The 14681-nt window shown below is 73.8% G+C and carries 9 protein-coding genes; 1 reads left to right on the top strand and 8 read right to left on the bottom strand.

Features of this window, described 5'->3' with window-relative positions; all coding sequences use genetic code 11:
- Window positions 1-11: 11 nt before the first annotated feature.
- The 3 genes from ASF35_RS12110 to ASF35_RS12100 all read right to left on the bottom strand — a co-directional run bounded on the left by ASF35_RS12110 (window position 12) and on the right by ASF35_RS12100 (window position 3415).
- The gene (locus ASF35_RS12110; protein WP_162239316.1) at window positions 12-1850 is read right to left on the bottom strand and encodes a serine/threonine-protein kinase; all 1839 of its coding nucleotides are present in this window, start codon (window positions 1848-1850) and stop codon (window positions 12-14) included.
- Window positions 1851-1861: 11 nt separating this feature from the next.
- Window positions 1862-2878 carry an FhaA domain-containing protein gene (locus tag ASF35_RS12105; RefSeq protein ID WP_162239315.1) on the bottom strand — a complete coding sequence of 339 codons (1017 nt, stop codon included), beginning with the start codon at window positions 2876-2878 and terminating at the stop codon, window positions 1862-1864.
- Between the two features lie 111 nt (window positions 2879-2989).
- Window positions 2990-3415 (bottom strand): organic hydroperoxide resistance protein, encoded by a 426-nt coding sequence (locus tag ASF35_RS12100; RefSeq protein ID WP_055967727.1) that lies wholly within the window; start codon window positions 3413-3415, stop codon window positions 2990-2992.
- A gap of 186 nt (window positions 3416-3601) precedes the next feature.
- Between ASF35_RS12100 and ASF35_RS12095 the strand changes: the two genes are divergently transcribed.
- Window positions 3602-4327, top strand: coding sequence for a hypothetical protein (locus tag ASF35_RS12095; protein ID WP_055967725.1), 726 nt, complete (start codon window positions 3602-3604; stop codon window positions 4325-4327).
- Window positions 4328-4486: 159 nt separating this feature from the next.
- Here the strand turns inward: ASF35_RS12095 and ASF35_RS18365 are convergent, their stop codons facing one another.
- The 5 genes from ASF35_RS18365 to recC all read right to left on the bottom strand — a co-directional run bounded on the left by ASF35_RS18365 (window position 4487) and on the right by recC (window position 14678).
- On the bottom strand, window positions 4487-5176 hold the full coding sequence (locus tag ASF35_RS18365; protein WP_055967720.1) for a hypothetical protein: 690 nt from the start codon (window positions 5174-5176) through the stop codon (window positions 4487-4489).
- Between the two features lie 78 nt (window positions 5177-5254).
- Window positions 5255-6007: a nuclease-related domain-containing protein gene (locus tag ASF35_RS12085; RefSeq protein WP_055967717.1), complete on the bottom strand. Its 753-nt coding sequence runs from the start codon at window positions 6005-6007 to the stop codon at window positions 5255-5257.
- A 135-nt stretch (window positions 6008-6142) separates the two neighbouring features.
- Window positions 6143-7948: an exodeoxyribonuclease V subunit alpha gene (recD, locus tag ASF35_RS12080; RefSeq protein ID WP_200931760.1), complete on the bottom strand. Its 1806-nt coding sequence runs from the start codon at window positions 7946-7948 to the stop codon at window positions 6143-6145.
- Window positions 7945-11304, bottom strand: coding sequence for a UvrD-helicase domain-containing protein (locus ASF35_RS12075; protein WP_055967714.1), 3360 nt, complete (start codon window positions 11302-11304; stop codon window positions 7945-7947). The genes recD and ASF35_RS12075 overlap by 4 nt, the downstream gene beginning before the upstream one ends.
- On the bottom strand, window positions 11304-14678 hold the full coding sequence (gene recC / locus ASF35_RS12070) for an exodeoxyribonuclease V subunit gamma (RefSeq protein WP_082495491.1): 3375 nt from the start codon (window positions 14676-14678) through the stop codon (window positions 11304-11306). The genes ASF35_RS12075 and recC overlap by 1 nt, the downstream gene beginning before the upstream one ends.
- Between the last annotated feature and the right edge of the window lie 3 nt (window positions 14679-14681).

Here is a 14681-nt window from a genome sequence, read left to right as displayed (position 1 = left end):
GGTCCGAGCCCTCAGACCACGAAGGTGGCGGCGAGCACGAAGTAGACCGCCGCGCCGGCCGCAATCATCAGGCACAGGAACGACACCGTGATGGCCCCCAGACGCATCCGCATGCCCGTGACGCTGCGCACCCCGAGCACGACCGCGACGAGCGGCGCGAGCACCCACAGCGTCGTCCAGACGTCCGCGTAGGGGTCGTCGGGGGCACCGAAGCCGCTCGCGGTCAGCAGGGCGAGCAGCCCGAGGACGTACCACGGAAGCAGCAGCGGGAGGCTGCCCTTCACCGCCGCTCCGAACGCCATCGCGATGCCACCTCGGGCGCTCGGTGCGAGCGGACCGTCGGGCAGGGGCGCTCCGACCGGAGGGCCCGCCAGCCGGGGGAAGAACCGCTTGCGCCTCAGGACCAGGAGCACGAGAGCGATGCCGACCGAGATCATCCACCACGCGTCGGCCGAGAGGTCGTCCATCGCGCGGGGCCGGGTGGACGACGGGACGAGGTCGAGGCTCGCCCACGCGACCATCGGCACCACGGCGAGCACCGCAGCACTGGCGCCGAGACCGAGCAGCAGCGACACGAGACGGGTCCAGCGCGTGACCGACGGTCCGGCGTGCCCGAGCGCCTCCGGCGCGGCTTCCTGCTCCGGAGGACGCCGCCGGTCCCCCAGCTCACCCGGACGCGACAACGGTCGGATCATCGGCTCGGCCACGGGGTCCGCGGCGGGTCGCGGTGCCGGGCCGGTGGGCAGCACCGCGGCGGGCTGGGCCACGGGTTGGGGGAGGGAGCGAGCCGCTGCGTCGGTGTCGACGTCCGCGGCCGCGGCCGACAACGCGGCCGCCATGGAACCGACCCCGTCGTACCGGTCGGCCGGGTCGATCGCCATGGCCTTCTGGACGACCGCCGCCAGCGAGGCACCCACCCAGGGGGCACTCGCACGCGGGTCGGGCCGGGCCTGCGTGCGGTGCGCCATCAGCTGGGTGGCCATCGTGCCCTCGAACGGCGCCCGGCCCGTCAGGCACTCGAACAGCAGGCAGCCGACGGAGTAGACGTCGCTGCGCTCGTCCGCACGGCCGTCGTACTGCTCCGGCGCCATGTAGTGCGGCGTGCCGGCGACGGTGGCCGTCGCGTCGGAGGCCGCGCGGGCGATGCCGAAGTCGACGATCTTGATGCCGCCGGCGGGGGTGACCAGCACGTTGGCCGGCTTGATGTCGAGGTGCAGGATGCCGGCTCGGTGGCAGGCCGCGAGCCCGTCGAGCACGCCCAGGACCACGACCACGGACCTCGGGCTCGGCCCGCGCTGGGCCAGGAGGTCGCGCAACGAGGTGCCCTCGACGAGCTCCATCACCAGGTGCGGGACCACCTCGCCGTCGCCGTCGGGCATGCGCACCAGGTCGTGCACGGTGACCACGTTCGGGTGCGACACCCGCGCCAGCGTCTCGACCTCGCGGGTGATGCGCCGCATGGCGCGGGGGTCGTCGGCGAGGAAGTGCGAGAACCGCTTGATCGCGACCTGGCGGCCGAGGTGGCGGTCGACGGCGCGGAAGACGACCCCGTGGTTCCCCGCCCCGATGCGTCCCTGGAGCGTGAAGCGGCCGGCGTCCACCTGGGGCTCCACCGTGTCGCGGCCGTCCGTGCCCGACGACGGTGACGACGACACGGGACCGTTCGGCGCCGGCACCACCGGCGCCACGACGGGGACCTCGGCGGTGACGGCGTCGTCCCGCGGGACCGTGCGGCCGTGGCTGGACCCGTGCGGGCGGTGGTGCCCCGGGACGTGCCCGTGCGCGTGCCCCTCGGCGGACGGCACGAACCAGCTCGTCCACCGTCGGCGACGGCTCCGCTGATCAGCCATGGGCACCATTGTCACGTGGCCCGCGAAACGCCACCGAGCGCCACGGTCCCGTGCGAGTCCGAGCCGACCGTGACGCGCACGCCTGCCAGGGCCAGGACCACGCCGTCCCGCAGCGGCGACCAGGTGTCACCGATGCGTTCGCCGTCGACCGTGGTGCCGTTCGTGCTGCCCACGTCCATCACCTGCCAGGTGGCACCGTCGAGCCGGATGGCGGCGTGACGGTAGGAGATCTCGGGCTCGTCGAGGCGCAGTGGTGAGTCGGGGAGGCGTCCGAGCGTCGTCACGCCGTCACGGGGCACCCGCACCGTTTCGCCACCGCGGTGCAGGAACAGGTCGCCGGCCACGTTGACCGTGGGCATGGGGTCGTGCGGCACGAGGACCGGGAAGGCCATGGTCTCCTGGCTCGCGACGGCGGGGTGGGAGGGCCGCGAGCCCGAGCCCCCGGCGCGGCCGTCGGACGCCGTACGGGCCGGGTCGACCAGCACGTCCCAGTCGAGTCCGGTGTCGGGCTCCTCGCGGTCGGAGCCGCCGGCGCTCGGTGTCTGCTCGAGCGGTCGGCGCAGGGAGGACCCAGAGCGGCTGCCGCGGGCCGGCGGGACCCAGCCGGACCGCAGACCGGGGTCGACCTCGACCTCGACGTCGACGTGGTCGGGAACGGCCCATCCCTCGCGCTCGGCGTGCGTGCGGTAGAGCTTGGCAGCGTCGTCACCCAGCCGATCGGTGTCGCCGTCGGGATCGAGGCGCTCGAGGTCCTCGGGCGCGATCCGCACGACCAGCTCGCTGAAGGCCACGCGGTCACCGCTCGGCATGACCACGTGCTGGCTGGTGAGCGCCTTCACGAAGCGACGGCGCAGCACCGCGGCCGAACCGGTCGGGTAGGCGACCAGACGGGCGGCCGCCTCGGTGGCGGCGGCCTTCTTCGAGCCGGTGCCGAAGATGCTCTGCGCGACCCGCAGGGCGACCACGACGACGCCGACGAAGGCGGCGAGGATCAACAGGTTGGTGGTGAGCGAGCCGAGGGTGGTCATGCTCGCCATCGTCGTTGCGGAGGCACGAAAGAGTCGAGCCGCGGTGGAACATGTTCCACCGCGGCTCCTCCCAAGGCAGGACGCACCAGCGACAGCGCGGCCTGCGGGCTCTCAGTCGTCGGTGACGACGATCGTGACCTCGATGTTGCCGCGCGTCGCGTTGGAGTACGGGCACACCTGGTGGGCCTTGTCGGCGAGGGCCTGGGCCTCGTCGTGCGGCAGGGTCGGGACGGTGACCTCGAGGGTCACGGCGAGGTCGAAGCCGCCCTGGCCGTTCGACCCGATGTCGACCTTCGCGCCGACGGTGGAGTCGCTGACGTCGGCCTTGGCCTGGCGAGCGACCAGCTGGAAGGCGCCGTGGAAGCAGGCCGCGTAGCCGGAGGCGAACAGCTGCTCGGGGTTGGTGCCCTCGCCGTTGCCGCCCATGGTCTTCGGCAGTGCCGTGCGCACGTCGAGCTGGCCGTCCGAGGTGACGACGTGACCGCCGTCGCGCCCTCCGCCGGTGGCGAGTGCCTCTGCCGTGTAGATCGCGTCCATGCGTCCTCCTGAAGTCGTGGGTGCGGCGCCGTCTCGCGCCTCGTCGATCATTGCACACGATTACATCGTGCACAATGCTTCGGTTGTGTCGGGTCCTCCTCCGGGTTTGGCATGATCGTCCTCGACCGACCTCCTCGGCCGCTCCCCTCACCCGCTCAGACCCATCGACCCAGCGAAGGACGTCCCGTGCTGCGCATCGCCTGGTCCGTCGGCCCCGACGTCGGCGGCAGCACGGTCGTGGAGCCAGGCGGCAAGCTGGTCCTCGCCCGGCGCATGACGCTGCCGGAGCAGCGGCCGGTGGCCGTCGAGGAGATCGGGGGGTCGGCGTACGTGCTCGTCCGACTCCCCTACCTGAGCGACCCTGCCGTGGTGGTGCAGTCCGGGCCCGGCCATCCGGTGCTCCACCGCGGCCAGCGCGCGAACGGCGTGGTCATGGAGGTGGTCACCCCCGACGGCGACGCGTCGACGCCGGTGCCCGGCCAGCGGATGTCACTCACCGCCCCCGGCACGCGCATCTCGCTGCGCTTCCCCGACCAGACCCTGGAGCTGGTGGTCGACTTCGATCCCCCGACGCTCCGTCCGTCGGGCACCGGCACGGTGCAGCTCGACGTCGATGCCCTGCAGCACGACGACGCCTGGCTCGTGGCGGCGATCGCCGTGGCGATCTCGCCCGACAACGGGGTCGTGGCACACGCCCAGCTGAAGGAAGCGTTCGCGCGATGGCGCGACGAGCCCGAGCGCAGCGACGGAGCCTTCGACCGCAACGTGCTCCGTCCGGCCCTGGAGGCCCGCGGCGTGGAGCTTCCCGGCCCCCGGCTCAACAAGATCCTCTACCTGGTGGAGCGCTGCCGACGCACCCACGAGTTCCCCCCGCGCGTGCTCGAGCAGGTCCGCTCCCGCCTCGGCGCCTGACCGCCGCTCTCCCCCTCATCGGTGGATCCTCGACATCAGTGGTCGAACAACCCCCTCATCGGTGGATCCTCAACCGCAGCAGACGCGCTGCGGTTGAGGATCCACCGATGGGGGCTCGGGGCCGGACCGGGACCGTGTGACCCGGCGTGAAGCCGGCGGTCAGCTCTTGTCGTCGGGTCCCGTGGTGAAGACGACCTCGTCCTCGGGCTCGGCGATGTGCTCGTCGGGGTGCGGGGGCCAGGTCTCGCCGTCGGCGTCCGCGCCACCGGACTCGCCGCGCGCCTCGTCGGCCGCCGCCTTGATCTTCCGCGTCGCCTCCGAGGCCGACTCCTCGGCGACCTTCTTCGCGTCGCCGGCTGCGTCCTTGGCCGTGCCGACCGCGTCCTCGATCGCACCGTCGTCGGCTGCATCCTTGACGCTCTCGCCGACGTCCTTCGCCGCGTGCTTGGCCGTGTCGACGACGTTCTTCACTCCGCCGCCGTCGGCCGCGGCCTTCGCGCTGTCGGCGACGTCCTTCGCTGCACCCTTGGCGGTGTCGACGACGTCACCCACGACGTCGTCGTCCTCCACGCTCTGGCGCACCGACGAGACGACGCCGACGGCCTGCTCGCGCACCTTCTGCGCCGAGTCCTTCACGCTGTGCGCGAGGTCGGCGAGGCGCTCGTCGTCCTGGGCCAGGGTGACCGCGTCCTGCGCCATGCCCTCGGCCTTGCGGACCGCGTCCTGCACGCGCGGGTCGGTCTGGACCTTCTCGGCGGCCTGGCGGATCTGCTCGTACCGCTCACGGCCGGCCCGGGTGCCGAGCACGTAGCCGATGCCGAAGGCCGTCGCGTAGATGAGCTTCTTCATGGGGGTGTCCTCCCGGGTCGTTGATCGGTCCCGGCCAGCCTGTCAGGGACACCCTCACCCTGCATCTTCGAGGACGGTCTAGGTGCGCACCGGCGTGACGGTCTCGCGCTCGCGCTCCCGCTCGCGGACCACCGCGCGTCGGTTCTCGTCGAACCCCTCGATGCGTGCCACGAGCTCCGTGGCGGTCTTCTGCGAGATCGTCTCGGCCTCGAGGCGGGCGAGCCAGGTGCGGAAGCCCGATCCGCGGACGATGGCCACGCCGTCGACGACCTCGTCGTCGCGCACCGACGACTGCGCGGCACCCCACACGACCACGACCGGCGTCACCGTCAGGGCCTTGCGCGGGGCGCTGTGCCGACCGTGGCTGCGTCGAGTGACGGTGTTGACCAGAGCCTGACCTCGCTTGGCTGCCCGACGTGCTGTGAAGGCAAAGACCGCACGCTTCTCGTCGTCGAGGTCGCTGCACCACTTGGAGTCGACCACGACGATGCCGCCGCGACGGGTGACGACGAGGTGGTCGATGTCACCGTTCTCGAGCGCGATGCTGTCGACGGAACGCCAGATGAGTCCCTGACGCTTCGCGGCCTGCAGTTCGGTGCTCGTGTTGTCCTCGCCCCACGCACCTCGAAGCTGGTGGATGGCGCCACCCTCGTGGGTCAAGAAGGCGGTGTGGACGATCCAGCAGAACACGACGAAGGTCGCCGGCAGGAGCGCCCATACGGCTGTCGTGGCGTAGTCGTGCGACGGCAGCAGGCGCAGCAGCGCAATCTCGAGTGCCACGACCCCGGCGAAGATCGCCGCCACCGTGGCCACCGCGCGCTTGTTCCGCATGAGCCATCTCCGCAAAAGCTGGCGGTACTGCTTCCTCGGGTACGACGTCTTCTTCCACATCGAACGCTCCCTCGTCCTCGTGCTCCCAGCACGAGGGTGCCCGAACGTCGGCGCGGACGGGTGGAAACGGACGAACTACCCAGAATTCCTGAGCGCAGCCAGCCGGCGGGCGACGCCGCTGGCGCGTGCGGTGCGGCGCTCGACGGCCGCGCGCACGACCTCGGGCGTGGCCACGACCGTGAGGCTGGTGCGGGCGCGAGTGACCGCGGTGTAGAGCAGCTCGCGGGTCAGCACGAGGGAGTCCTCGTCAGGGAGCACGAGGGTGACGTGCTCGAACTCGCTGCCCTGGCTGCGGTGCACGGTGCTCGCGTAGGCGCTCTGCACCGACGACAGCCGCGACGACGACACCTCGACCTGCGTGTCGAGGTGGACGACGAGCCGGTGTCCGTCGTCGACGACCACCCCGACGTCGCCGTTGTTGACCCGCAGCGAGGGGTCGTTGCGCGTGACGAGAACGGGACGGCCGGCGAACCACGGTCGCGACGGGTCGGGGAAGGTGCGGACCTCGCGCTCGAGCCGTTCGTTCCAGTGGCTCACCCCGAACGGGCCGTCGCGGTGGGCGCACAGCAGCCGATGCTCGGCCAGGGCCGCGAGGGCAACGTCGACGTCGCCCTCGAGCGCGGCCCGGGCGACGACGCGGGCCTGGTCGGCCGGTCGTTCTGCCACCACGGCGTCGATCTCGTCGGGAGCGCGCAGGGTCAGGCCCTCTACTCCCCCGGTGAGCACGTGGAGGGCGGCGTCGGCGGCGCCCTCGACCACGGCGGCGGCCAGGTCGCCGATGCCCCCGTCGAAGCGGTGCCCCTGCGTCAGGTGGGTGACGGCCGAGTGGCCAGGGCCACCCAGTCCGTCGACGACGTCGCGCAGCACCGCTCCGGCCTCGACGGAGGCGAGCTGCTCGGAGTCGCCGACGAGCACCAGGCGGCAGGTGGGGGGCACGGCCTGGACCAGCCGCTCCATCATGAGCAGCGAGACCATGGAGGTCTCGTCGACGACGACCACGTCGTAGGGCAGCTTCTGGCCCGCGTGGTGGCGGAACGCGGTGCGGTGGTCGGGTCGGGCGCCGAGGAGCCGGTGCAGCGTTACGGCGCGCAGCGACTCCAGCCAGGTGCGTTCGTCGGCCGTGAACACGGTGCCGGAGGCGGCGCCGACGATGGCCTCGCGCATGCGGGCGGCCGCCTTGCCGGTGGGTGCGGCGAGGCCGACGTTCAACGGTCGGGCGTGACCGGCCGATGCGTGCTGGGCCGCGAGCGCGGCCAGCAGGCGGGCGATCGTGGTGGTCTTGCCGGTGCCCGGTCCGCCGGTGAGGATGCTCGTCCAGGAGCGCGCGGCGCGCTCGGCCGCCGCTCGCTGCTCGTCGAAGCCGGGCTCACCGAACAACCGGTCGAGGTCGCTGCCGAGCGCCTCGTCGTCCGTGGCGGGAGCCGGCAGGGCCAGGCGGGTGGCGAGCCGGTCGCAGAGGGAGACCTCGAGGGCGTGGTAGCGGGCGAGGTGCAGCAGCGGCTCCTCCGCGACGAGCACCCGGTCGCGGCCGGTTGCCAGCGGACTGGCCACGATGCGCGCCCACCAGGCGGGGACGTCGTCGGCGAAGGACGGCCACGACAGGTCGGGCGCCTCGACCCGCAGGTCGGCCACCACCGGCGCGAGCTCGATGCACGACGACCCCAGACGCACGCCGCGCACGGCCAGGGCGACGGCCAGCAGCACCGCCTCGTCGTCCTCGCTGCCGAGACGGCCGACGGTGCGGGCCACGTGCAGGTCGGCCGCCGCGAGCAGCCCGGCGCGGTTGAGCACTGCCAGGACGCCATCGTCGGACGTCTGGACGACCTGGCGGTCGAACGGGTCGAGCCTGTCGTCGCCCACGACGATCGGCTGTTCGCTCATCGTGCGAGCCTCCCGTCGAGCAGGTCGCTGAGCCCGAGCACGAGCGACGTGGGCGGGCGCCACGCGAACACGCCGTAGGGCGCCCCGTCGGTGCCACGCGGGACGTCGGGACCGGTCATGCCGCGCACGAAGAGGTACAGGACGCCCGCCAGGTGCTCGTCGGGGTCGTACCCGCGCAGCCGCCACCGCAGGAACCGGTGCTGCGCGACGGCGTAGAGCAGGGCCTGCAGCGGGTAGGTGGTGTGCAGCATCGCGCCGGCGAGACGGTCGGGGGCGTAGGCCTCGAGTCCTCCCCCGGCCTCGGTGAGGTCGGGGCCCTCGAGCCGGTTGGTCTTGTGGTCGACCACGAGCGAGCGGTCGCCGTCGAGTCGCAGCAGCAGGTCGATGGACCCGGTGAGGTAGCCGCGCAGGGTGCGGCCGCGCAGGGACGCGTCGCGCAGCTCGGCCGCGAAGGGCCGCAGCGGGTCGGCCGCCGCGAGATGCTGCTCCATCAGGTCGGCGACGTCGGCGAGGGTGCCGGGTCGGTCCACCCGACCGCGACGGTCACCGCCGGCGAGCGGCAGCTCGAAGTCCATCTCGCGGAACGGGCGTCGGGCGAGCGCCTCGGCGAGGGTCAGGTCGTCCGCGAGCGCGCCGAGCGGGGTGCGCAGCGCGCCGACGAGGGCGGGCACGAGTGCCTCGACGTCGACCGCGATCGGTCGGCGGGCCAGCTGCTCCTCGACTCGGAGCCTCACCTCGCGCTCCATGGCATCGGTGCTGGTGGCCATGACGTCGGCGTCGACGTCCTCGAGCACCCCGTGCACGAGGGTGCCGAGCGCAGCGCCTCCCACGAGGTCGGCCCAGGGCGACGGGCCGAGCGTGGGCGCGACCCCGACGTCGGCGACCACGTCGACCTCGTCGTCGGGGCCGACGGTCTCGGGCTCGCTGGCCACCGACCGTCCGTCGTCGCGGCGCACGAGCGACGTGTAGGAGGTGCGCGTCCAGGTGGTGTCGACCTCGCGCCCGAGCCGGCGGAGCACGAGCTCGGTGCCGTCGGCGGGTGCGGGGTCGAGCGGCAGCGTCTGGGTGACCATCTGCTCCACGACCGGACCTCCGCGGTCCTGCCAAGCGCGCAGCCGCGCGACGGCGTCGTGGTCGGACGCGACCGGTTGCGTGTCGGGCACGACCGGGTCGTCGGGGTCGGGACGGAACAGGGCCCGGTGCAGGGCGGCGTGCTTGCCGTTGAACGTGGGCGCCCAGTGCATGACCAGACGGGACTGCGCGCGGGTCATGGCGACGTACAGCAGGCGGAGGGCCTCGCCGGCCCGCTCGGCGTCGGAGCGGGCGGCATGGATGCGCCACGAGGGTCCGTCACCGCCGACGTCGAGGCAGCGGCGGCCGTCGGCGTCGTGCAGGCGCACCATCGTGGGCGTGGGGACGTAGCGGTCGAACAGGAACGGCACGTAGACGACGGGGTACTGCAGCCCCTTGCTCACGAAGGTGGTGACGATCTGCACGGCGTCGGCGTCGGTGTCGAGCCGACGGGTGCGGTCGGCTGACGGAGCGCTCTCGGACCGTCGGTCGAGCAGCCAGCGCAGCAGGCCCGAGAGGCCGAGCCCGTGCTCGCGAGACGCGCCGGCGAGCACGTGGCCCACGTGCTCGAGGTCGGTGAGCTGACGTCGGCCGCCCTCGTGGCGCAGCAGCCGCTCCACGACCGCCGGGTCGCCGGTGAGCGCCTCGACCATGCCGGCGGTGCCGCGCTCGCGCTGCAGGTCGGCGAGGTCGCGCAGCTGGGCGGAGACCCGGTCGGTGAGGCCGTCGCCATCGGGGTCCGCTCCCCCGGTGGCGAGGTCGGCGGCCGTGAGGCCGAGGAACGGTCCGAGGGCCGCAGCCCGCACGTAGCCGCTGCGGTGCGGGGACTCCAGCGCCGTGAGCAGCGTGACCCACTGCAGCCCGGCGTCGCTCTGCAGCACGTCGGGGCCGCCGCTGCGCACGGCGGGAACACCCAGTCGGGCGAGGGCCTCGTGCAGCAGGTCGGCCTCGAGGTGACGCTCGACGAGGATCGCGACGTCGCCGGCGGTGAGGGGGACGGGTCCCGCACCGTGGTCGTAGGTGGCGCCGCTGCGCAGGAGGGCGGCGATGTCGCCGGCCACGTCGGCGGCCACCCGCGGGCGCACGTCGCCGATCTTGAGGGGCGCGTCGGACTCGTGCTGGGCGTCGCTCCGCAGCAGGGCACGGAGCCGGAACGGCGCCTCGTGCTCGGGGTCGTGCAGGCGTGAGCCGGTGAGCGCGGCGCGGGCGGGGCGCACGAGGATCTCGGGGTCGCCCAGTGCCGCTCCGCGCAGCACGGTGTCGACGGCGGCCACGAGCGGTGCGTCGCTGCGGTGGTTCTCGACGAGGGTGCGGCGGGTGTCGGCCTGGGCGGCGGCGCGCAGGTAGGTGTCGACGTCGCCGCCGCGGAAGCCGTAGATGGCCTGCTTGGGGTCTCCGACGAGCACCATCGTGGCGTGGCCGAGGAAGGCCCGCTCCAGGATCTGCCACTGCACCGGATCGGTGTCCTGGAACTCGTCGACGAGCACGAACCGCCAGCGGTCGCGCATGACGGTGCGGGCGGGTGAGGCCGCGGGCTCGAGCGCCTCGGCGAGTCGCTGCAGCAGGTCGTCGTAGGACAGGGTGCGGGCGGCGAGTCGACGTCGGGCCGACTCGTCGCGGACGGCCCCGGCGAAGCGACGGCGCAGGTCGGGCGGTGACCCCTGCGGGGCGTCGGTGGGCAGCAGGTGGGCGGACGGGTCCTCCACGGCGCGACGACCGAGCTGCCCGGCCTCGGCGTGGTCGAACGGCGGTGTGGCGCCCATGCCGACGGCGCGCAGGTAGAGGTCCGCGACGACCTGGTCGACGATCTCGGTGTCGTCCTCGATGAGCGCCGACCCGGGCTCGACGTCGCCGGTGGTGCCGAGGCTGCGCAGCACGGCGTGGCAGAAGCCGTGGGTGGTGGTGATGGTGGCCTCGTCGAAGCGTGCGACGGCGCGCCGGAGCCGACGTCGGCGCTGGGCGCGCTCGGCCTCGGGCGCGTCGAGCAGGAGGGTCAGGAGCGCGTCGGACTCGGGCGCGCTCCCCGTGGTGAGGGTGGTGTCGGCCTCCACGAGGCGCTCGCGCACGCGGTCCTTCAGCTCGGCGCTCGCGGCGCGGCCGAAGGTGACGACCAGGAGGTCGTCGAGCTCGGCGTGACCTTCGGCGACCAGTCGGGTGACGAGCGCGGCGATGGCCCACGTCTTGCCGGTGCCGGCGCTGGCCTCGAGCAGCGTGGTGCCGGTGGGCAGCGGGTCGGTGATGTCGAACTCGGCGACGTCGACGACGGCAGGGCGGCGCTCGCTCATCAGGCACCGTCCAGCCGGTCGAGCAGCGGCGTCCAGAGGGTGACGGCGTGCTGGTCGAGCCCGCGCGTGACGAGCGCGGAGAACGGAAGTGAGGGCCCGTAGACCAGCCGGTGGTAGGCGTCGGCGTCCTCACCGGGGATGTCGCGGCTGCCGACCCACTCGCGCTCGGCGAAGACCTCGGCGATCTGCGGCTTCCCACGACGGATGCCTGAGGCGTAGGCCTGCGACGTCTTGACCGGGAGGGGCAGCGGGCGCTTCGTCCCGAGCGTGTGGAGGTCGAGGACCTCGGCGAGGATCGCGCGCGCCTCGTCGGCGGTGGGCGGCGCGATGGTGGCGACGCCGGGCGCCTTGCCGCGTCCGGCCGACACCCGACCGACGAGGTGCATCGGCAGCCCCTGGCCTGCGGCGGCGAGCGCGAGCACGTCGACCCAGGCCTCCACCAGCTGGCGTCCCTGCACGGTCGAGGGCGTGACCCGCAGGGCGTGCGCGGGGTGCACGTCGGCGACGGTGCCGACCACGCGACGCCCGTCGGCCAGCTCGACGTCGACGTCGACGCTGTGGGCGGCCTCGGTGCGCAGCGGTGCGGCGAAGGCGAAGAGGTCGCCCACGAGCCTGCGGCTCTTCTGCAGGGTGGCGGCGGCGAGCGGTCCGGGAGGGAGCAGACCGCGACGCAGCTCGTCGGCCTCGGCCTCCTCGCCCGGGGCGCCGGCCAGCACGGCCTCGAGCACCCGTCGGCTGACGCCCCACTGCTCGAGGTGGCCGACGTCGAGCGGGATCGCGTCGTCGACCGGGTCGTCCTCGTAGGGCAGGCGGACGTCGAGCCTCCCGGTGACGAAGGCCTTGACGGGGTGTCGCACGAGCTCGCGCAGCTGGTCGAGGGTGACCACGTCGGCGCGCTGCTCGGGCAGGCTGTCGGGCAGGAAGAGCGCTGCCGGCTCTGGCTCGCGGGTGGTGGCGCGGGCACCGGCGTAGGCGGCGGCGTCGAAGCTGAACGCCGTGCCGGGCAGCAGGGCGCCGGGCGTGAAGGACCGCACGTCGAACGACTGCAGGGGGTGGTGGACGGTCACGTGGGCGCGGACGTCGGCGCCCGGGACGGTCCGGTCGAGCTGATCGAGCAGCTCGCCGACGGGCGTGGCGGGCGGCAGCGGACGGCCGGTGTGCTCGCTGGCGCCGGTGTAGGTGATGACCAGGTGCTCGGTGGCCGAGAGCACGGCGTCGAGGAAGAGCTGCCGGTCCTCACCGGCGGCGTCGCGCTCACCGACGAGCGGGGTGCGGGCGAGCACGTCGTCGCCGAGCGGCGTGGGGGTGCGCGGGAAGGCGTCGGCGTCGACGCCCAGCAGGCAGACGACCCGGTGCGGCACCGAGCGCATCGGCACCATCGTGCAGACGGTCAGCGACCCGGTGCGGAAGCTCGTGCGGGTGGGGCGGGGCGCGAACGCGTCGGCCAGGAAGGCCCCGACCTCGACGACGGTGAGCGTGCCACCTGCTCCGTTCTCGCCTCCCACCTCGGCGGCACCGACGGCCGGCGCGGCGAGCTCGGCGAGGATGCGCAGCACCTGCTCCTTCTGCCAGGCGTCGCGCGGGGGCACGTCGGTGAGCATGTGCACGGTGCGGGCGAGCAGGTCGGACCAGTCGGCGATGGGCTGCGGCTCGGCGTCGGCGAGGACGGAGCCGAGCCGGGCGACGGCCTCGTCGAGGCGTCCGACCAGGTCGACGGCGGTGCTGCCGAGGTCGTCGAGCGGAAGCACGCCGCCGAGCCGGTTTCCGGGCTGCCCGTCGTGCCGCTGGCCGTCGGTGGCGACGCCGAGTGCGAGTCGGTCGAGCCCGGACCGCCAGGTGTTCTGGGCGAGACCGGCGAGGTTCCAGGCGCCGCGGGCGTCGGCGTCGACGCCCCAGCGGATGGCGGTCTGGGCTGTCCAGGTGTCGACCTGCTCGAGGTCGTCGTCGCTGAGGCCGAAGCGCCGGCGCACGGGAGCGAGGCCGAGCAGGTCGCGCACCTCGGTGGCGGTGGTGCGGCGGGCGGCGGCGATGTCGACCACGCGTTGGAGCACCTCGGCCACGGGGTTCACGGCGCCGGTCGCGCGGTCGGCGAGCCGCACCCGCAGGCGGTGGCCGGGGTGGTCGACGCCTGCCACGTCGTCGAGCCCGAAGGCGGCCTCGACGAGCGGGGCGAAGGTCTCGACGTCGGGGCACATGACGAGCACGTCGCGCGGCTCGAGGGTGGGGTCGTCGGCGAGCAGGCCGACGACGACCTCGCGCAGCACGTCGACCTGGCGGGCAGGTCCGTGGCAGGCGTGCACCTGGACGGAGCGGTCGAGCGGGTCGAGGGTGCGCGCTCCCCCGTCGGCGGGCTCGTCGGTGGGTCCGTCGTGGTCGGCGGCGAGGTCACGCTGGAGTGCGCCGAGCAGGGTGGTGGGGCGTTCGGGCGCGGGCAGGTGCTCGACGTGCGCGTCGCCGGGCAGGGCGAGCAGGGCGTGCTGCAGCTCGCTGACGTCGCGTGCGCAGGCGGTGAGGAAGGTGCTGCCGGTCTCGAGCGTCTCGACCTCGTCGCGCCGGGGCGCGTGACCGTCGCGAGAGCTCCCGGCGGTGGCGGCGACGGCGTCCCAGCGGGCGCGCGAGGGGTGCGGAAGCCAGAGGTGCACGTCGCGCACCTGGGCGAGCGCGTCGACGACGTCGAGCTCGGCGTGCGGCATGCGGGTGTGGCCGAAGAACGAGAGCCGTTGCGGCAGGTCGGGGTCGAGGTCGCCGCTGCGCAGGCGGGCGGCGGTCTCGGCGAGCCGTCGGTCGGGCGAGGGATGGCCGTCGAGCCGGGCAGCGACGCGCCGCCACACCTCGGCCTGCCAGCGGCTCTCGGGGCGCAGCGGAGCACCCAGCCCGTCGACGTCGTCACCTGCGCCCCAGGCCTGCACCATCCACGGGCGCTGGACCGCGTAGCCGTGCAGGAACGACGCGACCCGACGTGCGGTCGGATAGCGCCGGCTGCGGCGCAAGGCCTCGTCGGCGGGCGCCATGCCCCGCCCCACGTGGCGGGCGACGATCTCGAGCCACGGCTCGTCGAGGTGCGCGTCGAGGACGTCGAGCACGGTCCACGCAAGCCGGCCGCTGGCCCACGGGTCGTCGCGGTCCTTCTCGGTGAGCTCGGACAACAGTTGGACGGGACGGACGAACTCCACACCGGCACAGATGCCGTCGTCGCGCCCGCCACTGGCACCGAGCGAGTGGCTGATGGTCTGCGCGAGCCACCGCTCCACCCCGTTGGCGGCGACCACGACCACGTCGCGCTCGAACGGGTCCGCGGGCGGCTCCGCGAGCAGCCGCGCCAGCCCATTTGCGAGCACGTCAGCTCGCTCCGCGCGATGGATCGTCAAGGCCACGCC

It is taken from the genome of Aeromicrobium sp. Leaf291 (genome assembly GCF_001423365.1).
In the GTDB taxonomy this organism is placed as follows: domain Bacteria; phylum Actinomycetota; class Actinomycetes; order Propionibacteriales; family Nocardioidaceae; genus Aeromicrobium.
The sequence above is the reverse complement of the archived record's forward strand: the minus strand, read 5'-3'. Positions and strand labels throughout refer to the sequence as shown.

Bases quoted from the DNA above. Each gene is read 5' to 3' on its own strand.
- recD (WP_200931760.1), bottom strand. From the start codon at position 7,948: ATGAGCGAACAGCCGATCGTCGTGGGCGACGACAGGCTCGACCCGTTC.
- ASF35_RS12110 (WP_162239316.1), bottom strand. From the start codon at position 1,850: ATGGCTGATCAGCGGAGCCGTCGCCGACGGTGGACGAGCTGGTTCGTG.
- ASF35_RS12085 (WP_055967717.1), bottom strand. From the start codon at position 6,007: ATGCGGAACAAGCGCGCGGTGGCCACGGTGGCGGCGATCTTCGCCGGG.
- ASF35_RS18365 (WP_055967720.1), bottom strand. From the start codon at position 5,176: ATGAAGAAGCTCATCTACGCGACGGCCTTCGGCATCGGCTACGTGCTC.
- ASF35_RS12075 (WP_055967714.1), bottom strand. From the start codon at position 11,304: ATGAGCGAGCGCCGCCCTGCCGTCGTCGACGTCGCCGAGTTCGACATC.
- ASF35_RS12105 (WP_162239315.1), bottom strand. From the start codon at position 2,878: ATGACCACCCTCGGCTCGCTCACCACCAACCTGTTGATCCTCGCCGCC.
- ASF35_RS12100 (WP_055967727.1), bottom strand. From the start codon at position 3,415: ATGGACGCGATCTACACGGCAGAGGCACTCGCCACCGGCGGAGGGCGC.